At 73.1% G+C, this 24,959-nt stretch carries 24 protein-coding genes; 15 read left to right on the top strand and 9 right to left on the bottom strand.

Translation table 11 applies throughout. The features are described from left to right. Positions 1 to 264: 264 nt before the first annotated feature. The gene (locus IE241_RS19625) at positions 265 to 789 is read right to left on the bottom strand and encodes a hypothetical protein (protein ID WP_190023089.1); all 525 of its coding nucleotides are present in this window, start codon (positions 787 to 789) and stop codon (positions 265 to 267) included. 52 nt (positions 790 to 841) lie between these two features. On the opposite strand from IE241_RS19625, the gene IE241_RS19630 reads away from it, so the two are divergent. Further along, the gene (locus IE241_RS19630) at positions 842 to 1,792 is read left to right on the top strand and encodes a DMT family transporter (protein ID WP_229899511.1); all 951 of its coding nucleotides are present in this window, start codon (positions 842 to 844) and stop codon (positions 1,790 to 1,792) included. A 26-nt stretch (positions 1,793 to 1,818) separates the two neighbouring features. Here the strand turns inward: IE241_RS19630 and IE241_RS19635 are convergent, their stop codons facing one another. Further along, entirely contained in the window at positions 1,819 to 2,925 is a 1,107-nt protein-coding gene (locus IE241_RS19635; RefSeq protein WP_190023091.1) for a magnesium and cobalt transport protein CorA, read from the bottom strand. A 508-nt stretch (positions 2,926 to 3,433) separates the two neighbouring features. Between IE241_RS19635 and IE241_RS19640 the strand changes: the two genes are divergently transcribed. From IE241_RS19640 to IE241_RS19655, 4 genes are all read left to right on the top strand, one after another. Next, the gene (locus IE241_RS19640; RefSeq protein WP_190023092.1) at positions 3,434 to 4,018 is read left to right on the top strand and encodes a suppressor of fused domain protein; all 585 of its coding nucleotides are present in this window, start codon (positions 3,434 to 3,436) and stop codon (positions 4,016 to 4,018) included. Positions 4,019 to 4,092: 74 nt separating this feature from the next. Continuing rightward, positions 4,093 to 4,743, top strand: a complete 651-nt coding sequence (locus IE241_RS19645; RefSeq protein ID WP_190023093.1) for a DUF6758 family protein — start codon at positions 4,093 to 4,095, stop codon at positions 4,741 to 4,743. Positions 4,744 to 5,036: 293 nt separating this feature from the next. Continuing rightward, the gene (locus tag IE241_RS19650; RefSeq protein WP_190023094.1) at positions 5,037 to 5,900 is read left to right on the top strand and encodes a PHP domain-containing protein; all 864 of its coding nucleotides are present in this window, start codon (positions 5,037 to 5,039) and stop codon (positions 5,898 to 5,900) included. A 177-nt stretch (positions 5,901 to 6,077) separates the two neighbouring features. Continuing rightward, entirely contained in the window at positions 6,078 to 6,683 is a 606-nt protein-coding gene (locus tag IE241_RS19655; RefSeq protein ID WP_190023095.1) for a MarC family protein, read from the top strand. A gap of 119 nt (positions 6,684 to 6,802) precedes the next feature. On the opposite strand, the gene IE241_RS19660 is transcribed toward IE241_RS19655, so the two are convergent. Next, positions 6,803 to 6,955: a DUF8834 family protein gene (locus tag IE241_RS19660; protein WP_190023096.1), complete on the bottom strand. Its 153-nt coding sequence runs from the start codon at positions 6,953 to 6,955 to the stop codon at positions 6,803 to 6,805. A 204-nt stretch (positions 6,956 to 7,159) separates the two neighbouring features. Here IE241_RS19660 and IE241_RS19665 point away from each other — a divergent pair, with 204 nt between their 5' ends. Both IE241_RS19665 and IE241_RS19670 read left to right on the top strand, forming a co-directional pair. Beyond that, positions 7,160 to 8,083 carry an NYN domain-containing protein gene (locus tag IE241_RS19665; RefSeq protein ID WP_190023097.1) on the top strand — a complete coding sequence of 308 codons (924 nt, stop codon included), beginning with the start codon at positions 7,160 to 7,162 and terminating at the stop codon, positions 8,081 to 8,083. A 221-nt stretch (positions 8,084 to 8,304) separates the two neighbouring features. After that, a complete protein-coding gene (locus IE241_RS19670) occupies positions 8,305 to 9,099 on the top strand; it encodes a VOC family protein (protein ID WP_190023098.1) in 795 nt (264 codons plus the stop codon). 40 nt (positions 9,100 to 9,139) lie between these two features. On the opposite strand, the gene IE241_RS19675 is transcribed toward IE241_RS19670, so the two are convergent. Next, positions 9,140 to 9,991 carry an alpha/beta fold hydrolase gene (locus IE241_RS19675; protein ID WP_190023099.1) on the bottom strand — a complete coding sequence of 284 codons (852 nt, stop codon included), beginning with the start codon at positions 9,989 to 9,991 and terminating at the stop codon, positions 9,140 to 9,142. Between the two features lie 545 nt (positions 9,992 to 10,536). Next, positions 10,537 to 13,116, bottom strand: coding sequence for a DEAD/DEAH box helicase (locus tag IE241_RS19680; RefSeq protein WP_190023100.1), 2,580 nt, complete (start codon positions 13,114 to 13,116; stop codon positions 10,537 to 10,539). A 539-nt stretch (positions 13,117 to 13,655) separates the two neighbouring features. Between IE241_RS19680 and IE241_RS19685 the strand changes: the two genes are divergently transcribed. After that, positions 13,656 to 14,402: a ferritin-like fold-containing protein gene (locus IE241_RS19685; protein ID WP_179082514.1), complete on the top strand. Its 747-nt coding sequence runs from the start codon at positions 13,656 to 13,658 to the stop codon at positions 14,400 to 14,402. A gap of 66 nt (positions 14,403 to 14,468) precedes the next feature. Here IE241_RS19685 and IE241_RS19690 read toward each other — a convergent pair whose 3' ends face one another. The 4 genes from IE241_RS19690 to IE241_RS19705 all read right to left on the bottom strand — a co-directional run bounded on the left by IE241_RS19690 (position 14,469) and on the right by IE241_RS19705 (position 16,359). Continuing rightward, positions 14,469 to 14,747: a hypothetical protein gene (locus tag IE241_RS19690; protein ID WP_190023101.1), complete on the bottom strand. Its 279-nt coding sequence runs from the start codon at positions 14,745 to 14,747 to the stop codon at positions 14,469 to 14,471. Between the two features lie 210 nt (positions 14,748 to 14,957). After that, complete coding sequence (locus IE241_RS19695; RefSeq protein ID WP_058046123.1) at positions 14,958 to 15,185, bottom strand: DUF3107 domain-containing protein; 228 nt, start codon at positions 15,183 to 15,185, stop codon at positions 14,958 to 14,960. A 130-nt stretch (positions 15,186 to 15,315) separates the two neighbouring features. Then, entirely contained in the window at positions 15,316 to 15,954 is a 639-nt protein-coding gene (locus IE241_RS19700) for a TetR/AcrR family transcriptional regulator (protein WP_058047134.1), read from the bottom strand. Between the two features lie 174 nt (positions 15,955 to 16,128). After that, on the bottom strand, positions 16,129 to 16,359 hold the full coding sequence (locus tag IE241_RS19705; protein ID WP_190023102.1) for a hypothetical protein: 231 nt from the start codon (positions 16,357 to 16,359) through the stop codon (positions 16,129 to 16,131). 141 nt (positions 16,360 to 16,500) lie between these two features. Here IE241_RS19705 and IE241_RS19710 point away from each other — a divergent pair, with 141 nt between their 5' ends. The 7 genes from IE241_RS19710 to IE241_RS19735 all read left to right on the top strand — a co-directional run bounded on the left by IE241_RS19710 (position 16,501) and on the right by IE241_RS19735 (position 24,906). Further along, complete coding sequence (locus IE241_RS19710; protein WP_190023103.1) at positions 16,501 to 17,484, top strand: alpha/beta fold hydrolase; 984 nt, start codon at positions 16,501 to 16,503, stop codon at positions 17,482 to 17,484. Then, positions 17,477 to 19,168: a DUF3152 domain-containing protein gene (locus IE241_RS19715; protein ID WP_229899513.1), complete on the top strand. Its 1,692-nt coding sequence runs from the start codon at positions 17,477 to 17,479 to the stop codon at positions 19,166 to 19,168. Before IE241_RS19710 ends, IE241_RS19715 begins: the two co-directional genes overlap by 8 nt. A gap of 85 nt (positions 19,169 to 19,253) precedes the next feature. Further along, positions 19,254 to 19,346 (top strand): Ms4533A family Cys-rich leader peptide, encoded by a 93-nt coding sequence (locus tag IE241_RS34995; protein ID WP_373300719.1) that lies wholly within the window; start codon positions 19,254 to 19,256, stop codon positions 19,344 to 19,346. 199 nt (positions 19,347 to 19,545) lie between these two features. After that, positions 19,546 to 21,267 (top strand): ABC transporter substrate-binding protein, encoded by a 1,722-nt coding sequence (locus tag IE241_RS19720; RefSeq protein WP_190023104.1) that lies wholly within the window; start codon positions 19,546 to 19,548, stop codon positions 21,265 to 21,267. Beyond that, positions 21,264 to 22,268 (top strand): ABC transporter permease, encoded by a 1,005-nt coding sequence (locus IE241_RS19725; protein ID WP_190023105.1) that lies wholly within the window; start codon positions 21,264 to 21,266, stop codon positions 22,266 to 22,268. The genes IE241_RS19720 and IE241_RS19725 overlap by 4 nt, the downstream gene beginning before the upstream one ends. Beyond that, the gene (locus IE241_RS19730) at positions 22,265 to 23,254 is read left to right on the top strand and encodes an ABC transporter permease (protein WP_190023106.1); all 990 of its coding nucleotides are present in this window, start codon (positions 22,265 to 22,267) and stop codon (positions 23,252 to 23,254) included. The genes IE241_RS19725 and IE241_RS19730 overlap by 4 nt, the downstream gene beginning before the upstream one ends. Then, a complete protein-coding gene (locus IE241_RS19735; RefSeq protein ID WP_190023107.1) occupies positions 23,251 to 24,906 on the top strand; it encodes a dipeptide ABC transporter ATP-binding protein in 1,656 nt (551 codons plus the stop codon). Before IE241_RS19730 ends, IE241_RS19735 begins: the two co-directional genes overlap by 4 nt. The last annotated feature ends 53 nt before the right edge of the window (positions 24,907 to 24,959 follow it).

Consider the following 24,959-nt stretch of genomic DNA (forward strand, 5'->3'; position numbering starts at 1 on the left):
CAAACCCCGGGGCAAGGCGGGCTCGGCACCGCCGGACAGGTGTGTATCGGCCGGGCGCCGTCGCGGCGGAGTGGAAGGTCTGCGGAAGCGTGCGGGGCGCACCTTGCCTCTTGGCGGGGCCACGTCACATCTTTCCGCCGCGACGGCGAGACGCCCGACGGCGGTGTCCGGCGGTGCCGGGCTGAGTGCAACTCTCGGGCGAGGCCGGTTCGGCACCGCCGCACAGGTGCGTTTCGGCCGGGCGCCGTCGCGGCGGAGAGGGTGTTAGCGGGACCCCCGGCGGCCTCTCCGGAGGAGTTTCGGCAGGGCCGCCGGCATCGGGCGGCGCGTCGTCGCCGGAGTCGGGAGCGGGCGGGCCGCCAGGGCCGTGTCGGGGAGCGCCGCCGTGGCGCCGGACGGCTCCAGGCGGAGGACGCGGCAGTCCTCCGCCCACCGCTCGGTGACCCGCTCCGCATCCGGCGCGTTCAGCCGCTTCGCCTTGAGCTCGGTGACCGCCGCCGTCCAGGCCTCGCCCCCCGCCGGGAGCTCGGTGACGCGCGCGGTCCAGGACACCAGGCGCCCGCCCTTGTCCTTGCTGCGGACGGTCACCGTCGCCTCGGCGCCGTCGGCGAGCCCGAGGTCGTCCAGCGGCTGTTCGCCGGGGCCGCCCACGACATGGGCGGCGCCTTCGTGCCACACGTGCCACAGCGCACGGCTGGGCCCCGCCGGTCCCTGCACCCAGATGAGGCCGGACTTCTTCGTGGCCTCCTCGATGAGCGCCCGGTCGAGCAGCTCCTGCGTCTGTGTCATGCGGCCTACTGTATTCGCCGGCGCCCGTGACCAGGAGATCTACCCTGGACGGGTGACCAGTGCCCGTACGCGCAGTGATGCCCTGCCCAGCGCGACCGCCGCCCAGGCGGAGCCCGCCCACCCCCACCCCGGCGTCCGTACGGACCTGCTCCTGCTGGCGATCGCCATCTCCGGCATCTCCCTCTCGGCGCCGCTGATCGCGGCGACCGCCGCCCCCGCCCTGGCCATCGCCTTCTGGCGCAACGCCATGGCCGTGGGCGCGCTCACCCCCCTCGCCCTCACCCGGCACCGCGCCGAGCTCTTCTCCATGGGCCGCCGGAACCTGCTGCTGGCCGTGGCCGCCGGCGCGCTCCTGGCCGTGCACTTCGGGGTGTGGCTGCCGAGCCTGCACATGACGTCGGTCGCGTCCTCGACCGCCCTGGTCACCACCACCCCGATCTGGACGACGCTCTTGATGCGCCTGCGCGGCCACCGCCCGCCCGCGCTGGTGTGGGCGGGCACCGCCCTCGCGTTCCTGGGCGTGGTGATCCTCACCGGCGTCGACCTGTCCGTCTCGCCGCGCGCCCTCGCCGGGGACGCCCTCGCCCTGCTGGGCGGCATGGCGGCCGCCGGCTACGTCCTGCTGGGCGCGGAGGTGCGCCGGACGGTCGGCACGGTCACGTACAGCTACGTCTGCTACGCGACGACGACCGTCCTGCTGCTCGCCGCGTGCCTGTTCTCCGGCTCGTCCCTCGCGGGCTACAGCGGCGGCACCTGGCTGAAGCTGGCCCTGCTGACGGTCACCGCGCAGCTGCTCGGGCACTCGCTGATCAACCGCGTGGTCAAGGGCCTCGGCCCGTCCGTCACCTCGACGGCGATCCTCCTGGAGACCCCCGGCGCGGCCCTGATCGCGGCGGTGTGGCTGGGGCAGACCCCGCCGGTCGCCTCCTACCCGGCGCTGGCGGTGATCCTGGCCGGTCTCGGGTTCGTCATCATGGCCGACCGTGTGGCCAAGAAGGGCTAGCCGCCGCGTCGTAAGGCCGGAGAAGGCTAGAGCCAGCCGTTCCGCTTGAAGCCGCGGTGGATCGTCACACAGATGGCGACCGTGACGACCATGACCGCCGGATAGCCGTACTTCCAGTGCAGCTCCGGCATGTGGTCGAAGTTCATCCCGTAGATCCCGGCGATCATCGTCGGCACGGCGAAGATCGCCGCCCATGACGTGATCTTCCGCATGTCCTCGTTCTGCGCCACCGACGCCTGCGCGAGGTTGGCCTGGAGGATGGAGTTCAGCAGGTCGTCGAAGGACAGGACCTGCTCGTGGACGCGGGCGAGGTGGTCGGCGACGTCCCGGAAGTACTTCTGGATGTCCGGGTCGACCAGCCGCATCGGCCGCTCGCTGAGCTGCTGCATCGGCCGCAGCAGCGGGGCGACCGCCCGCTTGAACTCCAGCACCTCGCGCTTGAGCTGGTAGATCCGGCCCGCGTCGCCGCCGCGCGAGGTGCCCTTGGCGGTCGGCGAGAAGACGTCGATCTCCACCTCGTCGATGTCGTCCTGCACGGCGTCGGCGACGGCGATGTAGCCGTCCACGACCTGGTCGGCGATCGCGTGCAGCACGGCCGAGGGGCCCTTGGACAGCAGCTCCGGGTCGTCCTGGAGGCGGTGACGCAGCGCCCGCAGCGAGCCCTGGCCGCCGTGCCGGACGGTGATGATGAAGTCCGGCCCGGTGAAGCACATCACCTCGCCGGTCTCGACGACCTCGCTGGTGGCGGTGAGCTCGGCGTGCTCGACGTAGTGGATGGTCTTGAAGACGGTGAACAGCGTGTCGTCGTAACGTTCCAGCTTGGGCCGCTGGTGGGCGTGGACGGCGTCCTCCACGGCCAGCGGGTGCAGCCCGAACTCCGCGGCGATGCCCGAGAACTCACGCTCCGTCGGCTCGTGCAGCCCGATCCAGGCGAAGCCGCCGCCGGCCCGCACCCGGCGCATCGCCTCGGCGGGGCTGACGTGGTCGCTGAGGCGCTTGCCGTCGCGGTAGACGGCGCAGTCGACGACCGCACTGCTGACGGACGGGTCGCGGGTCGAGTCGTACTCGTACGGCAGGGCGCTGCGGCGCAGGGCGGGGCGGACGGCCTCACGCAGATCACGGATCATCGACATGGCAGGGCTCCTTCACGGGCCGGCCGCCAGCCGGTGCGGAGCGCGAGTGCAACGCGGCCCGGAACGTGGACGTGCGGCCCTGGACGACGGGAGACCCGTGTACGGGGACACGTCCGCAAATCGGACGGCGCTTCGTGCGGTGCGGCGAGGCTGACGGCAGTTCGCGGAGAACTTCGCAGAGAAGCAGAGAACTTCGCGGAGAACACGGAACAAAGCGGGACGAAGGCGCTCTTCCGTCGGCGCTGCGGGCGCGAAAGAACTTCCGGGAAAACGTCGGCGGCACTGCCGAGGGCGGAAGATCTCAGATCACGAGGAGTGCGTCCGGAGCGAAGGGACGGGAGAACTGCCGGTACTGCACGGTCGACTAGGATCCACCGCAGCCCCACCTCCTCCGGCCGGTCCCCGCTGAGGGACGAACGTAACTCCCTGACCAGAGGTCAAGGCTAGCAGCCACTTGACCCGTCAATACCCTCCTTTGCCCGTTCGATACGCGTTCTATGCTCACTGCATGTCAGACGTTCTCGCACTGGTCGAGGCCCGGCTCCGGACAGCCCTGGGCGAACCGGACGCGCGCGCAGCGGTGACCTTCCTCGGCACGGACCGGATCGAGGTCCTCCGATTCCATGACGGGGACGTCGTGCGCTACGCCACGCTCGGGATGTCCGCCCAGCCCATGGCCGACCCCACCGCCGTCGTCGCCGACCCCCTCCGCGGGCCCCGCGCCGAGCTGGTCCTCTCCGTCCGCGCCGGCCGCGCCGATACGGACAAGGTGCTGCGGCCGCTGGCCGTCCTCGCCGCCTCCCCCCAGGTGGAGGGCCTGATCGTGGCGCCCGGCGCCTCGCTCGACACCGGGGAGCCGCTCTGGCCCGGGGCGCCCTTCACCTCCGTCCTCGTCGCCGAGGCCGGGGGCCTGGTCGAGGACCTGGAGCTGGACGAGCCGATGGACCCCGTCCGCTTCCTTCCGCTGCTGCCGATGACCCCCAACGAGGCGGCCTGGAAGAGGGTGCAGGGAGCGGAGGCGCTGCAGGAGCGGTGGCTGCGGAACGGCACGGATCTGCGTGACCCGATGCGCTCCGGGGTACCCCTGGGATGACCGGCCGGGCCGCCGACGTCCGGACGGGTGATCGTCCTTGACGCGGCGGCGGCCTGGGAGGACCGTTGGAGGTTATGAGGGGCGAACCCAGTTGCCCGAAGTGCGGTGGCCGGGTGCGAGCGCCCGGTCTCTTCGCCGACTCCTGGCAGTGCGACGTCCACGGCACGGTGCACCCTCTGCAGCCCGTCGTCCCGCCGAGCGTGGAGGCCCTGGCCGTCGTCGTCAACCGGGCCCGGGTGCCCGTGTGGATGCCCTGGCCCCTCCCCGTCGGCTGGCTCTTCACGGGCGTGGTCTGCGCGGGGGATGACCGCAGCGGCGGGCGGGCCACCGCCGTCGCCTGCTCCGGCCCCAGCCCCCTCGGCGGCCCCGGCGAGCTGCTCCTCGTGGCCGAGGAGCTCGGCGTCGGCCTCGGCGCGCGCTATGCGGGCGTCGACGGCCCCGACCCCGGCCCCTACCTCCGCGTCGACCGCTCCCCGCACGCCAAGGTCCACGCGGCCGGGCGCCCCACCCCGCTCTGGCACGTCGAGAGCGCGCCGGAGGACCGCGCCGTCTTCGCGGGCGAGGCGCGCGGGCTGTGGCTGTGGGCCGTGGTCTGGCCGGAGCAGTCGGGACTGCTGATGTACGACGAGCTCGTCCTCACGGACCTGCGGGACGCGGGCGCGGAGGTCGACCTCCTCCCCTGCGGGGCGCTCTCACCGCGCTTGCTGCCGCCGGCGGGGCGCTAGCACTCCGGCCGACCGCCGCTTGCGGCCTTCCTCCCGCCGCGATGGTGATCCGCCACAGCGGACGTGTCCGGCGGTGCCCCACCGGCTCAGGTGGCTCGGCACTGCCGGGTGCCGTCGTCGTGGTTGGGCGCCGTTGCGACGGAGGGCGGTGCGGGGGCGTCCCTCCGCGACCCCGTGGGTCGCGGGCAGCGGCCGGGTCCGGCCCGGTCGCCGCCCCGCGCGGCCCGGTGCGGGCCCTCGTGCCGGTTATCCTGAACCGGTCCTGTCCGTCGCCACCCGTGAGGAGCCGTGTCGTGCGCATCGACCTGCACACCCACTCCACGGCCTCGGACGGCACGGACACCCCCGCCGAGCTGGTCCGCAACGCGGCCGCCGCCGGGCTGGACGTCGTGGCGCTCACGGACCACGACGGCGTCGGCGGCCACGCCGAGGCGATCGCGGCGCTCCCCGCAGGGCTGACCCTCGTCACCGGCGCCGAGCTCTCCTGCAGGCTCGGCGGCCCGGACGGCTTCAGCGTCCACATGCTGGCCTACCTCTTCGACCCCCTGGAGCCCGAGCTCGCCCGCGAGCGGGACCTCGTCCGCGACGACCGCGTCCCCCGCGCCATCGCCATGGTCGCCAAGCTCAACGAGCTCGGCGTCCCGGTCAGCTGGGAGCGCGTGGCGCAGATCGCGGGCGACGGCGCCGTCGGCCGGCCGCACGTGGCCACCGCCATGGTCGAGCTCGGCGTCATCGACAGCGTCTCCGACGCCTTCACCTCCGAGTGGCTCGCCGGCGACGGCCGCGCCTTCGTCGAGAAGCACGAGCTGGATCCCTTCGACGCGATCCGCCTGGTCAAGGCGGCCGGCGGAGTCACGGTCCTCGCGCACCCGTTCGCTCTCAAGCGCGGCAACTGCGCCTCCGAGAGCGCGATAGCCGAGCTGGCCTCGGCCGGGCTCGACGGCATCGAGGTCGATCACATGGACCACGACGCCCCGACCCGCGCCCGCCTGCGCGGCCTCGCCGCGGACCTCTCCCTGCTGACCACCGGCTCCAGCGACTACCACGGCAGCCGCAAGACCTGCGCGCTCGGCGAGTTCACCACCGATCCGGAAATCTACGGCGAGATCACGCGCCGGGCCACGGGCGCGTTCCCCGTCCCCGGCGCCGGCGGCTGACCGCACCCACCCACCCCTCTTCCGGGTCCGGTCGCGTAGACGCACGTCCCCATCCCCAGTGATGCCGTGCGCGGGTGACCGCGCCCGTACGCCCCCGCCCGCGCCGTCCGTACGCCCGTACGGGCCCGGCGGGCGTCCCGCACCTGCTCGCACCACCCACTCCCGCAAGGCTCAACTGTGTTCGACTTCGCCGTCTTCGGATCCCTCTTCCTCACCCTTTTTGTGATCATGGACCCGCCCGGGATCACGCCGATCTTCCTCGCGCTCACCTCGGGCCGCCCGGCCAAGGTCCAGCGCCGGATGGCCTGGCAGGCGGCCGCGGTCGCCTTCGGCGTGATCACCGTCTTCGGCATCTGCGGCCAGCAGATCCTGGACTACCTGCACATCACCACCCCCGCCCTGATGATCGCGGGCGGGCTGCTCCTGCTGCTGATCGCGCTGGACCTGCTCACCGGCAAGTCGGAGGAGCCGACGCAGACCAAGGACGTCAACGTGGCGCTCGTACCGCTCGGCATGCCGCTGCTGGCCGGCCCGGGTGCGATCGTCTCGGTGATCCTCGCGGTGCAGCACGCGGACTCCGCCGCCGCCCAGATCTCGGTGTGGGCGGCGATCGCCGCCATGCACATCGTGCTGTGGCTGGTGATGCGCTACTCGCTGCTGATCATCCGGGTGATCAAGGACGGCGGCGTGGTGCTGGTGACGCGGCTCGCGGGCATGATGCTCTCGGCGCTGGCCGTCCAGCAGATCATCAACGGCATCACCCAGGTGATCTCGGCCAAGTGACGGCCGCCCGTCCATGGGCGGCCCGGTGACGGCCGCCGTGTGACCGGCGACAACGACGACACCCCCGCAGGAACATCGGTTCCTGCGGGGGTGTCGCTGTTCGCGAAGGCGCGTCGGCGTTACTGTGCCGCGGAGGCGGCCGGGCGGATGTAGATGCGCTGGCCCGTGAAGGCGGCCTGCTGCACGATCCGGTTGACGGAGGCGGCGTCCACGACGGTGCTGTCGACGGCCGTACCGTCGACGTCGTCCAGGCGCATGATTTCGAAGCGCAAGGCTTCTCCCTTCGTCTGATCCTCCTGAGGAGAACTTCATGGCTGACGGAACACGCCGCGTCGGCGGGGCGCGTTCCGTAGGGGTACAACGAGGTTACCCCTGAAACCATTCCCTACGCTAAGGAAATTTTTAACTTGACTAAGAGTTGTTAAATCCGTGCAACGGAACGTGTCCGGCGTGTAACCGAACGAGACGACAATCCCATGGCTGACTCCCCATCCTCTGAACACCTGCACGCGATCGCCGCCGCCGTCGAGCGCACCAACGACCTCCTCACGCGCGTGCTGGCCGAGGTCGCGACCACCCCGTCCACCCACGCGATCTTCGTCGACGCCGGCTACGTGTACGCCGCGGCGGGCCGCCTCGTCGCCGGCACCGAGGACCGCCGCACCTTCGACCTCGACGCCGAGGGGCTGATCGAGGCCTTCATCGACCGGGCGCGCACGATCTTCCCCGACAGCCGGCTGCTGCGCGTCTACTGGTACGACGGCGCCCGCCGCCGGATCCACACCACCGAGCAGCAGCGCATCGCCGAGCTCCCCGACGTCAAGGTCCGCCTCGGCAACCTCAACGCCAGCAACCAGCAGAAGGGCGTCGACTCCCTCATCCGCACCGACCTGGAGTCCCTGGCCCGCCACCGGGCCATCAGCGACGCGGCCCTCATCGGCGGCGACGAGGACCTCGTCTCGGCCGTCGAGGCCGCCCAGGGCTACGGCGCCCGCGTCCACCTGTGGGGCATCGAGGCGACCGGCGGACGCAACCAGGCCGAGCCGCTGCTGTGGGAGGTCGACAGCCAGCGCACCTTCGACCTCGAATTCTGCAAGCCGTACGTCACCCGGCGCGCCGCGCTCGAACCGTTCACGGACGCCGCCTCCGCGAGCCGGCCCGCACCCGGCCGCGACGACGTGCGCTTCGTCGGCGCCCAGGTCGCCGCCCAGTGGCTGGCCTCGCGCGGCCGCGATACCGTCGCCGAGCTGCTGCCCGGCCACCCCATCCTGCCCGGCGCCGTCGACCAGGAGCTGCTGGTCGAGGCCGAGGCGCTGCTCGGGCTGTCCCTGCGCGGGCACGCGGATCTGCGCCGGGCGCTGCGGGACGGCTTCTGGGACCACCTGCAGACCCAGTTCTGACCGGGTGGTTCAGCGGGCCCGGCCGCACGGCCGACTGCCCGGCCGACCGCACAGGCGGCCGGGCCTCCCTCGGATAGGACGAACTCCGCGGGGGACGCGCGTGCCGGAATGCATACGGGGAAGCCGAGTGGAACCCTGGCAGGGGATCGTGGCCACCGGTCCGGCCACCCCTGACGGAGACTCCCGACCCGTAATCCGGAACAGAAACGAGGCGATCGGCCATGTCGCTCACTGACCGTGCCGTGCCCGGGGCACCGTGCTGGGTGAGCCTGCTGACCGGCGACCTCGCCGCGTCGCAGGCCTTCTACGGCGCCGTCATGGGCTGGACCTTCCGCCGCGGCAGCCTCGGGGAGGACTTCTCCGTCGCGCTCTCCGACGGCAGGCCCGTCGCCGGCATCAGCAACGTCGCCCGCCGCATGGGCGTGGGCGTCAACGTCCCCGTCTCCTGGACCTCCTACTTCGCCGTCGAGAACGCCGACGTGGCCGCCTCGCGCATCCGCGAGCGCGGCGCCACCGTCGCCGTCGGCCCGCTCACCGTCGGGCCCGGCCGCGCCGCGCTGGCCGCCGACCCCGCGGGGGCCGTCTTCGGCTTCTGGGAGGGCAAGACCCTGCGCGAGTGGCAGATCGGCCAGCAGGGCGCCCCCGCCTGGCTGGAGCTGCGCACCCGCGACGCCTTCGCCGCGGCCATCTTCTACGGCGAGGTCTTCGAATGGGCCACCGGGCGGCCCGACCGCTGCGAGGTCCGCTACGAGGACGAGGTCGTCATGGTGCGCTCCAGCGGGCACACCGTCGCCTGCCTGCGCGGCGGCGCCATCGAGGCGGCCCCCGACCCGCGGATCCGGCCGCGCTGGCACGTCTACTTCTGCGTCGACGACGTGGAGAAGGCCGTCGAGTCCGCGCTCGCGGCCGGCGGCACGGTGGCCGCGGAGCCGGGGGATTCGGAGGTCGGCCGCGAGGCGTCGCTCCGCGATCCCCAGGGCGGGCTCTTCACCGTCACGACCGGCTCGCGGAGCTGAGGCCTGGGGCTACGGCCCGGACGGGCCGGAGGGGCTGGGCTCAGGAGCCGTCCCAGAAGCGGACGAGTGCCTCCGCCGTGGGGCCGGGGCGCTCGGCGTTGGGGGAGTGCTCGGCGCCCTCGACGACCGTACGGACCGCCGACAGCTCCTTCGCCATCGCGTCGATCGACGGCACCGGCCAGGCGTAGTCCACGGCGCCCGAGATCACGTGCTTGGGCAGCGGCACCGCCGCCAGCTGTGCCGTACGGTCCGGCTCGGCCGTCAACTGCCTGCCCGTGGCCATCAGTTGCTCGGGTACCGTGCCCATCCAGCGGCGGCGCAGGAACGCGTCGAGCTCCGGCGGGACGGGCGCGGCCGGCGCGCTCTCCCCGTCCGCCCGGCGCATCTCCAGCCACACCGTGCCCATGTCGTACGCGCCCAGCGCCGCGACCAGGCGGTGCGTGCGCTCCTGCTGCAGTGCGGAGATCGCGGCGGGGCCGCAGCTCATGATGGTCAGCGAGCGGAACGGGGACGCGTCGCCCAGCACCGCGGCGCGGGAGATCAGACCGCCGAGCGAGTGCCCCAGCAGGTGCACCCCGCCGCCGAGGGCCTCCGCCTGCGCGCGGACGTCGCTCGCCAACTCGCCCTGCGCGTAGGCCGCCTCGTCCCGCGGGCCCCCGGTCTCGTGCTGCCCGCGCCCGTCCACGGCGACGGCCCGGTAGCCGGCCGCCGCGAGCGGCTCCAGCAGCGCGATGAAGTCCTCCTTGCTGCCGGTGAACCCCGGCACCAGCAGCACCGTGCCGCGCGGCGGCGAGGAGGGGTGCGCGTCGTGCACGGCGAACTCCCCGCGGGGGGTGGACAGCCGGTACGCGCGGGCACACGGGGGCAAGGTGAGGAAGGGCGGCCTGCTCATGGGGTGAGGCTAACGCCCGCCGGGCCTCTGGGCTGGGGCCGGGGCCGCGCTGCGGTCTCCAGCGGGGGCCGGGGAGCTCGCCCTCGGGAACGGTGAGGGGGCGGGGGATGGGGCCGCGCCCTGGCCTCCCGCCGGGGGCCGGGGGCTCCCCCTTGGGAAGGGTGAAGGGGCGGGGGACGGGGCCGCGCCCTGGCCTCTCGCGGGGTCCGGGGGGCTCGCCCTTGGGAACGGTGAGGGGGCGGGGACGGGTCCGGGCCATCGCCTCTCGCGGGGTCCGGGGGATCCTGCGCCTCGCCCGCACCACCGCGCCCGGCGCGACCCCCGGGCGCCTGGCCGCCCAGGTCCGCGGGCTGGGGCCATCGCTTCTCGCGGGGGCCGGGGGCTTGCCCCCGGGAAGCGGTGAAGGGGTGGGGACGGGGCCTCTTCCTCCGCCGCCGCGGCGCGCAACCCGCCACCGGCGTATCCGGCGGTGCCGGACCGGCCGGTGGGACGGCGAAGGCCGGTCCCCCACGATGGGGGACCGGCCTTCGTCAGTGGACCTGGCGTCAGGCGTCCACGTCGGCCTCGGCCTTGGGGGCCGCGGCCTTGCGCGTGCGCTTCGGCTTGGCCGCCTCGGCCGGCGCCTCCGCGGCGTCCGCCTTGGGGGCGGCGGCCTTACGGGTGCGCTTCGGCTTGGCCTCGGCCTCGGCCACGGGCTCGGCCACCGCAGTGGCGGCCTTCTTCGTGGTGCGGGTGCGCTTGGGCTTCGCCTCGGCGGCCTCGGCCGTGCCGACCGCGGCTTCGGCCTCGGCCTTCTTGGCCGCGGCGGTCTTGCGGGTGCGCTTCGGCTTCTCCGCGACCTCGGCCTCGGCGGCGGCCTCGGCCACCGGCTCCACCGCGGCCGCAGCCTTCTTGGCGGTGCGGGTGCGCTTCGGCTTGACCTCGGCCTCGGCCTCGACGGCCGGCTCCGCCACGGGGGTGACGGCGGCCTTCTTGGCGCGGGTCCGCTTGGGCTTGGCCTCCACGGTCTCGGCGACTGCCTCGACGGCCTCGGCAGCGGCCTTCTTGGCGCGCGTGCGCTTCGGCTTGGCTGCCTCCGCCGGGGCCTCCGCGGCCTCCGCCTTGGGGGCGGCGGCCTTACGGGTACGCTTCGGCTTGACCTCGGCCTCGGCCTCGACGGCCGGCTCCGCCACCGGGGTGACGGCGGCCTTCTTGGCGCGGGTCCGCTTGGGCTTAGCCTCCACGGCCTCGGCGGCCTCGACGACGGCCTCCGCCGTCTCGGCGGGCGCGGCAGCGGCCTTCTTGGCACGGGTGCGCTTCGGCTTGGCCTCGGCCGGGGCCTCCGTCACGACCGCGGCCTCGGCGACGGCCTCCTCCGCGGGGGTGGCGGCCTTCTTGGCGCGGGTGCGGCGGGCCGGCTTGGCCTCGGCCTGCTCCTGGGCGGGAACGACCGGAGCGACCTCGACCGGGGCGACGGCGACGGGCGCGGTCTCGACCGGCACGGCCTCCGCCGTCACGACCGCAGCAGCGGCCTCCGGCTTCGCGGCGCGCGTACGGCGGCGGCGCGGCTGGGCCGGGACCTCCGCGGCGGGCGCCGCGACGGCGGCCTCGGCGGGAGCCGCGGCCGGAGCGGCCTGTGCGGTCACCGTCTCGGTGGCGACGGGCGCCACGGCCGCGGCCGAGCCCCCACCGCTGCGCGTACGGCGACGGCGGCGCGGCTTCGACGGCGTGGCAGGCGCCCCGCCCTCGGCCACCGGAGCGGCGGTCGCGGCCGGAGCGGCAGCGGCCTCGGCGCCGAGCGCCGCCCCGCCACGGGTGCGGCGGCGCTGACGCGGCGTACGCGTACGGGCGGGACGCTCCTCGGACTCCTGGCGCGGGCCACGGTCGCGGTCACGGCCACGGTCACCGCCACGGTCGCGGTCGCCGCCGCGGCCGCCGCGGGCACCACGGCCGCCGGTCTCGCCGAGGTCCTCGATCTCCTCCGCAGCGAGCCCCGCGAGGGTCCGCTCGGAGCGCGGCAGTATGCCCTTCGTACCGGCGGGGATGCCCAGCACCTCGTACAGGTGCGGGGACGTGGAGTACGTCTCCTCCGGCTCATCGAAGGGCAGTTCGAGCGCCTTGTTGATGAGCTTCCAGCGCGGGATGTCGTCCCAGTCGACCAGGGTGACGGCCGTGCCCGACTTGCCCGCGCGGCCGGTGCGGCCGATGCGGTGCAGGTAGGTCTTCTCGTCCTCGGGGGACTGGTAGTTGACGACGTGGGTGACGTCGTCGACGTCGATGCCGCGGGCGGCGACGTCGGTGCAGACCAGGACGTCGACCTTGCCGTTGCGGAAGGCGCGCAGCGCCTGCTCGCGGGCGCCCTGGCCGAGGTCGCCGTGGACCGCGCCGGCGGCGAAGCCGCGGCGGATCAGCTGGTCGGAGATGTCCGCGGCGGTCCGCTTCGTACGGCAGAAGATCATCGCGCGGTTGCGGCCCTCGGCCTGCAGGATGCGGGCGACCATCTCCGGCTTGTCCATGTTGTGGGCGCGGAAGATGTGCTGCGCGATGTTCGCGTGGGTCTGGCCCTCGTCGTCCGGCGAGGTGGCGCGGATGTGCGTGGGCTGGGACATGTAGCGACGGGCCAGGGAGATGACCGCGCCCGGCATGGTGGCCGAGAAGAGCATGGTCTGGCGCTTGGCCGGGAGCATCGTGATGATGCGCTCGACGTCGGGCAGGAAGCCGAGGTCGAGCATCTCGTCGGCCTCGTCCAGGACGAGGGCCTTGACGTGCGCCAGGCTGAGCTTCTTCTGGCCGGCGAGGTCGAGCAGGCGGCCGGGGGTGCCGACGATGACGTCGACGCCCTTCTTGAGGGCCTCGACCTGCGGCTCGTAGGCACGGCCGCCGTAGATCGCCTGGACGCGCACGTTGCGCACCTTGCCGGCGGTCAGGAGGTCGTTGGTGACCTGCTGGCACAGCTCACGGGTGGGGACGACGACGAGCGCCTGCGGGGCGTCGGTCAGCTGCTCGGGGCGGGCCCGGCCGGCTTCGACGTCCGCGGGGACGACGACGCGCTCCAGGAGGGGCAGGCCGAAGCCCAGCGTCTTGCCGGTGCCGGTCTTGGCCTGGCCGATGACGTCGGAGCCCGAGAGGGCGACCGGGAGCGTCATCTCCTGGATCGGAAAGGGGTGCACGATGCCGACGGCTTCGAGCGCTTCGGCAGTCTCGGGGAGGATTCCCAGATCTCGGAAAGTCGAGGGGTTCGAAGGAGTGGACAGGATCTTGCCTCTTCTGTGAGACGCGGCGGCGCTGGGCGGCGAAGGGGGTCGTACAGGTCGTACGGACCGCGCCGGAGTGCTGTCCGGCCTGGGGACGCCGGATGGCGCGGGACCACTGCCTTCGCTCGAGCACACGTGCCGCGAGCGGATCCCTCCTGGTGCGTACGTCTCGTACGCGCCGCGCGGAGGGCGGTCGGTTTTGGAAGCCGATCGGGCCACCGACCGGGCATCCGCTGGAGGTCCACAGGGGCTGGGGCGAGAGACGCCCCCGGAAGACACAGCATGGGACTGCCTGCCGACACACTCGACAGGCGCATTACCACTGTACCCCGGAAAGGCGCATGTGTGTCCGGACAATCCTTCGGACAGATCCGGATGAAGTATCTGACCTGGGCCTTCACCGGGTTGCGAAGCGGGCTATTGTGCGCTCCATGGAGACGTCCGACAACGCTGAGAACGCCAACGAGCCCGCCGAGGCGCTCACCGGGATCGCCGCCCAGGACTGGGCTCAGGCATCCGCCGACCCGCAGTACCGCGCGGCGGTCGTGGACCTGCTGGGTGCCCTCGCCTACGGCGAGCTGGCCGCCTTCGAGCGCCTCGCCGAGGACGCCAAGCTGGCCCCGACGCTGGACGACAAGGCCGAGCTGGCGAAGATGGCCGCGGCGGAGTTCGGCCACTTCCAGCGGCTGCGCGACCGGCTGGCCGCGATCGACGCGGAGCCGACCGGCGCCATGGAGCCCTTCGCGGCCGCGCTGGATGAGTTCCACCGCCAGACCGCGCCGTCCGACTGGCTGGAGGGCCTGGTCAAGGCCTACGTGGGCGACTCGATCGCCAGTGACTTCTACCGCGAGGTGGCGGCCCGGCTGGACTCCGACACCCGCGCCCTGGTGCTGACCGTGCTGGACGACACGGGCCACGCGAGCTTCGCGGTCGAGAAGGTGCGGGCCGCGATCGAGGCCGAGCCGCGCGTGGGCGGCCGCCTCGCGCTGTGGGCGCGCCGGCTGATGGGCGAGGCGCTCTCGCAGGCGCAGCGCGTGGTCGCCGACCGCGACGCGCTCTCCACGATGCTGGTGGGCGGCGTGGCCGACGGCTTCGACCTCGCGGAGGTCGGGAAGATGTTCTCCCGGATCACCGAGGCGCACACCAAGCGCATGGCGGCGCTGGGCCTCGCGGCCTGACACCTTCGGCCCGGGCTCCGGCCCGGGCCGCTGCGGCCCTCTTCGCAGCTCTGTTCGCGGCCCTCTTCAGGCCGTGGCTGATCGGCGGGCCCCGTCTCCCTGGCGCAGCAGCAGGGACAGCAGGGCCACGGCCACCCCGAGCGACACCGCCAGCGTGGCGGGCGTCTGGCCCGGGCCGAGGACCGAGTGGGCGAGCAGGGCGCCGAAGAGCGCCGCGACGGGACCGGTGGCCAGCGTCAGGGTCCGCGAGCGGAACTGCCCGTACCGCTCGGGCAGCCAGCGCAGGGCGCCGTAGGAGACGGCGAGTCCGATGAGGACCGAGCCGAGCGCTTCCCAGAGGATCATGGTCACTTCCCTCCCGTGCCGGGGCGAGGAGCGGGTGCAAACCGGTCGAAGCCGTACTACCCCTCGGGGGCGCGCGGCAACCCTCGTCCGTTCTGCACCGGGGTGCACCCGTAAAGACAGGGATGCACTCGTAAAGACAACGGCGGGGCCCCGGTGATTCCTCACCGGGGCCCCGCCGTGCGAAGCCTCTGCAGCCTCCGAAGCGCGGGCTCAGAGCGCGCCGAAACCGACCTTGCGGGTCGCGGGCTCGCCGATCTCCACGTACGCCAGGCGCTCGGACGGGACCAGGACCTTGCGGCCGCGGCTGTCCTCCAGGCTGAGCAGCGGTGCCTTGCCGGCCAGCGCGTCGGAGATCGCCCGCTCGACCTCCTCGGCACTCTGCGTGCTCTCGATGACGATCTCGCGCGGCGCGTGCTGCACGCCGATCTTGACCTCCACGGCTTATGTCCCTCCGAAGGTGTGGGTATTCGTCCACACATTAGCCCGGGACGGCCCCGTGCCGGGCCGGGCCCCGCACGCTGGCAGCGAACAGGCGGTGCGGCCGCGCGCCGTACCGCCCGGCGCCGGGTCAGCCCTGCTCGGGGGCGTTCTTCGGGAAGCCCGCGATGCCGCGCCAGGCGAGCGAGGTCAGCAGCTGGACGGCGGTGGCGCGGGGCACCGTGCTCTCGCTGGAGAGCCAGTAGCGCGCGACCACCTGGGAGACGCCGCCCAGGCCCACGGCCAGCAGCATCGCCTCGTCCTTCGACAGGCCCGTGTCCTCGGCGATGACGTCGCTGATCGCCTCGGCGCACTGCAGCGAGACCTTGTCGACGCGCTCGCGCACGGCCGGCTCGTTGGTCAGGTCGGACTCGAAGACGAGGCGGAAGGCGCCGCCCTCGTCCTCCACGTAGGCGAAGTAGGCGTCCATGGTGGCCGCGACGCGCTGCTTGTTGTCGGACGTGGAGGCCAGCGCGGTGCGCACCGCGTGCAGCAGGTTCTCGCAGTGCTGGTCCAGCAGGGCCAGGTAGAGGTCCAGCTTGCCGGGGAAGTGCTGGTAGAGGACCGGCTTGCTGACGCCGGCGCGCTCGGCGATGTCGTCCATCGCCGCTGCGTGGTACCCCTGTGCGACGAAGACTTCCTGGGCCGCGCCCAGCAGCTGGTTGCGTCGGGCTCGGCGCGGCAGGCGCGTGCCCCGCGGCCGCGCCTCGGTCTGCTCGATGGCTGTCACGCCGCCTCCCATGATCGTTCACTGCACGGTGTGCACCGCGTCCGCCATCGTACTTTTGGGTAACCCGGGCGTGCGTGGTCGGAGCGGAGAATTTCACGGACCGGACGCTGTGGGAAGTTGACAAAATCCTGACAATTGGCGCAGCTCAGCCCATGACTCCGCGGTCGGTCACGATCAGCGGTAGTCGTCCTCGTCCAGGTCCACGACACGCGCCTGCTCGGCGACGTCGGCCACGTTGGCCGCGGCGGGGTCCAGGAGGGCCAGCGGATCGTCGCGGTGCTGGGCGAGGTCGGCGTGCTGCTCCGCGGCGTCGGCTTCCGGGGCCTCGGCGTCGAATTCCGTCACGTCGGCGTCCTCCTCGTCGAAGTCTTCGAACGTATCGGGGTCGCTCGGGTCGACAGGCATACGGAACCTCTTTCCGGTATCCGGGATGTGCGCCCTCGTACTCCTTGCGGTCGAGCCTAGGAGACAAGGCCCCGCACCGCCAGGTGATCTGTGACGCCCGCCACAACAGGCCCGGCGTGATCGTCTCGTAACATTGCCCGCATGTCTTCGACCGAGTCACCGGATGCCCGTACCGTCCCCGTGGTGCCTCCCGGTCGGCCCTCGCGCGTCAGCGAGGGCGAGGAGGTCCGCACGGTGACGCTGCCCGGCGTCACGCTGGCCGTGCGCTCGCGCCCGCCCCGGGCCCAGGGGCTGCCGCCCGCGCTGTGCATCCACGGCCTCGGCGGCTCCTCGCAGAACTGGTCGGCGCTCATGGAGCTGCTCGCCGGCGACATCGACTGCGAGGCGCTCGACCTGCCCGGCTTCGGCGACTCCCCGCCCCCGGACGACGGTGACTACTCGATCACCGGCTTCGCGCGCGTGGTCATCCGCTACCTCGACGCGAGCGACCGCGGCCCCGTGCACCTCGTCGGCAATTCCATGGGCGGCGCCATAGCGACGCGCGTGGCCGCCGTCCGCCCGGACCTCGTCCGCACGCTCACCCTGATCTCGCCCGCGCTGCCCGAGCTGCGCCCGCAGCGCACGGCGGTGCCCACGGCACTGCTCGCGGTGCCCGGCGTGGCCCCCCTCTTCGCCCGGATGACGAAGGAGTGGACACCCGAGCGGCGTACGCGTGACGTCCTCGCGCTCTGTTACGGAGACCCCGGACGGGTGACGTCCGAGGGCTTCGCGCTGGCCACCGCGGAGTACGAGCGGCGGCTGGAGCTCCCCTATTTCTGGGACGCCATGGCCCGCTCTGCACGCGGAGTGGTCGACGCATACACCCTTGGGGGCCAGCATTCGCTGTGGCGGCAGGCCGAGCGCGTCCTTGCCCCTACTCTTCTGGTCTACGGAATGCGCGACCAGCTCGTCTCCATCCGGATGGCCCGCCGCGCCAGCAGGACTTTCCGCGACTCGCGGCTGCTGACGCTGGTGGAATCAGGACATGTCGCCATGATGGAGGACCCGGACGCGGTGGCTCGTGCCTTCCGCGACCTGCTCACGACCACCGCCACTGCCGATCGGAGCGCCTCGCCTCGTGGGTAAACACAGCGCACGCGCCCCCCGTGCCGTCTCCCGGCCCGCCGCGCCCGCAGCTCCCGCTGCGGGCGGCGGACCGGCCGCGGCAGGCCACGAGCCGGCGGCCGCCCCCGGGGAGGGCGACGGCGACCCCCTCCGCGACCCCGTCAGACCGGCGGGGCCGGCGGGCCAGGCGGGTCCCGAGGGCTTCCCGGGGCAGCGCCAGGAGGTCGGCGTCGGCTGGGGCGTCATCGGCGTGCAGCGTGCCCAGGCGGCGAACGCGGGGGCGTACGGGCCGGGGAGCGTGCCCGGCTACGACGCGCGGCTGGCCGGATACCTCGGCGGGTACGGAGCGGGCCAGGACGCGACGTCCTATGACACCCCCTTCGATGCCTCCCTCACCTCCGTTGGCGCCCCCTACGACTCCGCCCACCCCTCCTCCTACTCCTACGAGGCCTCCTACGAGCCCTCCGGCGAGTCCTCCTACGAGGCGGGCCGCGGTACGGACCGTGCCGGCACGGCCCATGCCCCCGGCGCGGCGCATGCCGCCGACACGGCCTATGTGACGGCCTATGAGAGGGAGCCCGCCGCACCGGCGGCCTCCGCGGATCCCGCCGGGCACGCCGCCTTCGTGGACCAGGCCTACTCCCCGTACTGGCTGGGCGGCGCCCCGGCCTCCACCACCGCCCCGGGCGGCGCCCGGGACGGTGATCCGGACAGCGCGCCGGCCGGCCTCCACGCGCGCGTGCCCGCTCCCGCCGCCGGCAGCGACTCCGCCGGACGCTCCGCGCGCGTGCCCACCGCCGCAGCCGTCCCCGGCGGTCCTGCCGCCGCCCCCACGCGCGTGCCCGCGCCCCGCCCCGGGAGCGCCCGCCCCCGTACCGGCGGCTCCCGCGGCGCCTCCCCGGCGAAGCCCGGCGGCGCCGTGGCGCGCACGGCCACCGGCGTGGCCGCCGCCGTCGTGACGGCCGTGCTCGCCGTCGTCGTCGCCGGACAGGTCGAGGACGGCACGGACACCCAGGCGCAGGCCCGCCCGGCGGACGTCGAGCGCAACAGCCCGGACGCCGCCTCCCGCTCCGACAGCCGCCCGACGCCCAACGGCGGCGTCGCCCAGCCGGTCACGTACGAGCAGAAGATGGACCGCAAGTACCCCCTGGACGAGAAGGCGAAGGGCAGCGGCTCCTTCGACACCATCGGCGGCTCGGACCGCGCTCCCGGCCGGGGCGAGGTGCTGCGCTACCGCGTCGACGTCGAGAAGGGCCTGCCGCTGGACGGCGAGCTCTTCGCCACCGCCGTGCACCGCACGCTCAACGACGAGCGCAGCTGGGGCCACGGCGGCACCCGCACCTTCGAGCGGGTCTCCTCCGGCCACGCCGACTTCATCATCACGCTGGCCAGCCCGGGCACCACGGGCGTCTGGTGCGCCAAGTCGGGCCTGGACACCACGCAGGACAACGTCTCCTGCGACTCCGCCGCCACCGACCGCGTCATGATCAACGCCTACCGGTGGGCGCAGGGCGCGGCGACGTACGGCGACAAGATGCACGCCTACCGGCAGATGCTCATCAACCACGAGGTCGGCCACCGGCTCGGGCACGACCACGAGACGTGCTCCAAGGAGGGCGCGCTCGCCCCGGTGATGATGCAGCAGACCAAGTTCCTGACGACGGACGGCGTCACCTGCAAGCCGAACGCCTGGCCGTACCCGTGATCCAATGTCTCGCTCTCCGGGATGTTCCATCTCTGGATATGAGACACCTTGGACAGGGGGCGAAAATTCGTTCAGTCTTCTGCGCATGTCGCACCACCACGCCCCCGAGAGCGCCGGCTTCGAGCTGGCGCTGATCGGCGTGGCCGCGCACAGCGTCGCCGACATTCACTGTCGCTGAGACCGCACTCTTCCCCCGAGCACTTTTCCGCGTCTGCACTTCTGCATTTCTGCACCTCCGTGCACTTCCGCAAGCAGCGTCGCGTCCGCCGGGGGGCGGTCCAGCGCCTGCGCGCTCCCTTCCGCCGCCTTCCGTGGGTGCTTCCGGCTCAGCAGCTCACCCCCTCGCTCTCCCGCTTCCGCGAAAGGCCTCCTCCGTCATGCGTCAACTTCCCGCGATATCCCGCCGTGTGGCGGCCGCCGCCGTCAGTGTGGTCCTGATCGGGGGCGCGGCAGCGTGCGGCCCGAAGGAGGGCGGTGACGCCAAGGGCGGCGGTGCCGAGGGCGCGCCCAAGAAGGGCGGCACGCTCACGGTGCTCAACAGAGCGCCGCAGAAGCAGTTCGACCCGGCCCGCCTGTACACCTCGGGCGGCGGCAACGTCCCCTCCCTCGTCTACCGCACCCTCACCACCCGCCACCGCGCCAACGGCGCCGAGGGCACCAAGGTCGTCCCCGACCTCGCCACGGACACCGGCACCCCCAGTGACGACGCCAAGACCTGGACGTACAAGCTGAAGGACGGCCTCAAGTACGAGGACGGCTCGCCCATCACCTCCGCCGACATCAAGTACGGCGTCGAGCGCTCCTTCGCCGCCGAACTCTCCGGCGGAGCCCCCTACTTGCGCGACTGGCTGATCGGCGGCGACACGTACCAGGGGCCGTACAAGGAGAAGAAGGGCCTCGACTCCATCGAGACGCCCGACGAGAAGACCATCGTCTTCAAGCTGCGCAAGTCCGAGGGCGACTTCCCCTACTTCGCCACCTCCACCCAGTTCGCCCCCGTGCCCAAGGCCAAGGACACCGGCGCGAAGTACGCGGAGCACCCGGTCTCCTCCGGTCCGTACAAGGTCGTCAAGAACGCGGGCGACGGCGAGCAGATGACGCTGGAGCGCAACCCCAACTGGTCCGAGGACACGGACAAGGAGCGGCACGCCTACCCCGACCGGATCGAGATCAAGTCGGGCCTGTCCTCCGCGGTCATCAACCAGCGCCTGTCGACCGGCTCCGGCCCCGACGCCGCCGCGGTGACCACCGACACCAACCTCGGCCCGGCCGAGCTCGCCCAGGTCACCGGTGACAAGAACCTCGCCGGCCGGGTCGGCACCGGCCACTTCGGCCAGACCTCCTACCTGGCCTTCAACCCCACGGTGAAGCCCTTCGACGACCCGAAGGTCCGCCAGGCGATCTCCTACGCGATCAACCGCACGAGCGTCGTCAACGCCGCGGGCGGCTCCTCGCTCGCCGAGCCCACGACGACCTTCCTGCCCCGCCAGAAGCCCCTCGGCTACACGCCCTACGACCACTTCCCGGCGGGCGCCAAGGGCGATGCGGCCAAGGCCAGGGAGCTGCTGAAGGAGGCCGGTCACGAGAACGGCCTGGAGATCACCCTCACCCACTCCACCGCCCAGAACTTCGAGACCAGCCCCGAGATCGCGACCGCGGTCCAGGCCGCGCTCAAGGAGGCCGGGATCACCGTCAAGCTGGAGGGGCTGGAGGACAACGACTACGACGAGAAGATCCACAGCTTCGAGAAGCAGCCGGGCCTCTTCATCGCCCACTGGGGTGCCGACTGGCCCTCCGGCGGTCCCTTCCTCGCCCCGATCTTCGACGGCCGGCAGATCGTGAAGGAAGCCGCCAACTTCAACACCGCCCGTCTCGACGACCCGAAGGTCAACGACGAGATCGACGCGATCAACAAGATCACCGACCATGACGCGGCCGCGCAGCGCTGGGGCGCCCTCGACAAGAAGATCAGCGAGCAGGCCCTGACCGTGCCGCTGTTCAACCCCGTCTACAAGCGCCTCTTCGGCAAGGACGTCAAGAACGTCGTCATCAGCAACTGGACCGGCGTCCTCGACATCTCGCAGGTCGCGGTCAAGTGACCACCGATCTCCTCACCGGCAGGGAACCGGAGGCGGGAGCCCTTCCCGCCTCCGGCGCCCGGCAGGCCTGGCGGCGGCTGAGAGCGCGCAAGTCCGCGCTCGCGGCCGCCGCCGTGCTGGGCCTGCTCGTCCTCATCGCCGTCGCCGCGCCCCTGCTGGCCGCGCTGGAGGGCCAGGACGCGAACAGCTACCACGACACGCTGGTCGACTCCGCCCGCGGCGGCGTCCCCTTCGGCGACTTCGGCGGCGTCAGCGCCGAGCACTGGCTGGGCGTCGAACCGGGCACCGGACGCGACCTGTTCGTGCGCCTGGTCTACGGGGCCCGGGTCTCGCTGCTCGTGGCCGTCGGCGCGACCGCCGTCCAGATCCTCGTCGGCGTCGGCCTCGGCCTGGCGGCCGCCCTCGGCAACCGCTTCGTCGAGAGTGTGCTCACCCACATCACCGACGTGATGGTGGCCATGCCCCTGCTCGTCTTCGCCATCGCCCTGATGGCCGTCGTCCCCGCGGACTTCCCGCGCCCCGTGCTGCTCGCCATCGCCATCGGGCTGCTGCAGTGGGGCGGCATGGCACGCCTCGTCCGCGCCCAGACCATGAGCCTGATGAAGCTCGACTTCGTCTCGGCCGCCCGGCTGACCGGAGGCTCCACCTGGCGCGTCGCCCGGCGCGAGCTGCTGCCCTCGCTCGCCGCGCCCGTGATCACCTACGCGGCCGTCCTGCTGCCCACCAACATCGTGCTGGAAGCGAGCATGTCCTTCCTCGGCGTCGGCGTGAAACCCCCGACCCCCTCCTGGGGCCACATGCTCTCGTCGGCCACCACCTGGTTCCGCGCCGACCCCATGTACGTGCTGCTGCCGGCGCTCATGCTCTTCGTCACCACGCTCGCCTTCACCGTCCTCGGCGACGGGGTGCGCACGGCGCTCGACCCGCGCGAGGCCTCACGGCTGCGCGTCGGCCGGAGCCGGCGCAAGGCGCGCACGAGCGGCGCGGGAGGCGCGGCGTGACCGGATACCTCCTGCGGCGCGCCGCAGGCGCCCTCGGCGTCCTCCTCGTGCTCTCCGTCGTCGTCTACGCGACCTTCTACATCGCGCCCGGCGACCCCGCCCGCCTGGCCTGCGGCCCGCGCTGCAACCCCGAGCAGATCGCCCAGGTCCGCGATCAGCTCTCCCTCGGCGACCCTGTGTACCTCCAGTTCTGGCACTTCCTGCAGGGCATCGTCGCCGGGCACGACTACTCCACCGGCACCGCGGTGCTGCACTGCGACGCCCCGTGCTTCGGTTTGTCGTACCAGAACAACCAGCAGGTCACCGACATGCTGATCGAGCGGCTGCCCGCCACCGCCTCGCTCGCGGTCGGCGCCATGGCCGTCTCCCTGCTGCTGGGGACCGCCACGGGCCTGCTGTCCGCGCTGCGCCGCGGCGGCGCGACGGAGCGCGTGCTCACCTGGCTCACCCTCGCCGGGACCGCCACCCCCGTCTTCATCAGCGGCCTCGGCCTGCTGATGCTCTTCTGCGCCTACCTGGCCTGGCTGCCCTTCCCCTCGTACGTGCCGCTCACCGAGGACCCCGAGCAGTGGGCCTGGAACATGCTGCTGCCCTGGGTCGCGCTCGGGCTGCTCGAATCGGCGAAGTACGCCCGGCTCACGCGCAGTTCTCTGCTGGAGACGCTGGCCGAGGACCACATCCGCACCTTCCGCGCCTACGGGGTCGCCGAGCGCAAGCTCGTCACGCACCACGCCCTGCGCGGCGCCGTCGGTCCCGTCATCGCCCTGTCGGCCGCCGACTTCGGGTCGATGTTCGGCGGCGCGATCCTCACCGAGATGATGTTCGGCCTGCCCGGGATCGGGGCGCTGCTGGTGCACGCCACGACCACCCTCGACCTGCCCGTGGTCGTCGCGGTGGTCATGGTCACCGGCACCGCCGTCGTCATCGCCAACATCGTGGCGGACGTGCTCTACGCCGCTGCGGACCGAAGGGTGGCCCTGCGATGACGTCCGAACCGCGTACGTCCGAGCCCCTGGTGGCCGTCTCCGGCCTCTCCGTCGCCTTCCCGGCCGGGGACGGCGGCCGGGCCGGAGGAGGCCTCGTACGGGCCGTCGACGGCCTGTCGTTCACCGTCCCGCAGGGCGGGTCCCTCGGCATCGTCGGCGAGTCCGGCTCCGGCAAGTCCACGGCCGCCTACGCGCTGCTGGGGCTGCACCGGGACACCGGCGCCGAGGTCACCGGCGCGGTGACCGTCGCCGGTCACGACGTCCAGGCCGCCGACGACGCCGCTCTGCGCCGGCTGCGCGGCGGCGTCGCCGCCATGGTCTTCCAGGACCCGCTCTCCTCCCTCGACCCCTACCAGGCCATCGGCGACCAGATCGCCGAGGTCTACCGCGTCCACCGCCGCGACGCCTCCCGCCGTGCCGCACGCGCGCGTGCGGCCGAGGTGCTGGACCGCGTGGGCATCCCGGACGCGGCCCGCCGCGCCCGCTCCCGCCCGCACGAGTTCAGCGGCGGCATGCGCCAGCGCGCCCTCATCGCGATGGCCCTCGCCTGCGAGCCGCGCCTGCTGGTCGCCGACGAGCCCACCACCGCCCTCGACGTCACCGTCCAGGCCCAGATCCTCGACCTCCTGCGCGACCTGCGCGCCGAGACCGGCATGGGCCTCGTCCTGGTCACCCACGACCTGGGCGTGGCGGCCGGCAGCGTCGACGAGCTGCTCGTGATGAAGGACGGCCGTGCCGTCGAGCGCGGCCCCGTCCGCACCCTGCTCGACACTCCGGGCGAGACGTACACCCGCGACCTGCTCGCGGCCGTCCCGCGGGTCGGCGTCCGCCGCCCGGGCGCGGGCGTGCGCGGCGCCGGCGCGGACGACGCCCCGCTGCTCGAAGCCACCGGCCTCACCCGGCGGTTCGGCCGCGGCAAGGACGCCGTCACCGCCGTCGACGACGTGTCGCTGACCGTACGGCCCGGCGAGACCGTCGGCGTCGTGGGGGAGTCCGGCAGCGGCAAGACGACCCTCGGCCGCATGCTCGTCCGCCTCCTCGCCCCCACCGGCGGCGAACTGCGCTACCGGGGCCGCGACATCGGCGGCCTGAAGGAGCGCGAACTGCGCGCTTTCCGCAGCGAGCTGCAGATGGTCTTCCAGGACCCCGTCTCCTCGCTCAACCCCCGGCGCAGCGTCGGCGAGTCGATCGCCGACCCGCTGCGCGCCGCCGGGAAGCTCGACGACGCGGCGATCGTCGCGCGCGTGCGGGAGCTGCTGGAGCGCGTGGGGCTCGACCCCGGCGTCTACCACCGCTACCCGCACGAGTTCAGCGGCGGCCAGCGGCAGCGCATCGGCATCGCACGGGCCCTCGCGCCCGAGCCGAAGCTGATCGTCTGCGACGAGCCCGTCTCCGCGCTCGACGTCACCACCCAGGCACAGGTCGTGCGCCTGCTCGGCGAGTTGCAGCGCGACCTCGGCCTCGCGCTCGTCTTCATCGCCCACGACCTCGCGGTCGTACGGCAGGTCAGCGACCGGCTGGTCGTGATGCGCGGCGGCCGGATCGTCGAGGAGGGCCCGGCCGACACCGTCTACGAGGAGCCCCGGCACGCCTACACCAAGGGCCTGCTCGCGGCGGTCCCGCGGCTCGAAGGGGCCGAAGCCCCCGCATAGCGCGAGGCAACGCCTCATCTCCTGGAAAGTCACCTCTGTTCACCCCTTCCGGT

This window comes from Streptomyces hiroshimensis (genome assembly GCF_014650335.1).
Lineage (GTDB): Bacteria > Actinomycetota > Actinomycetes > Streptomycetales > Streptomycetaceae > Streptomyces > Streptomyces hiroshimensis.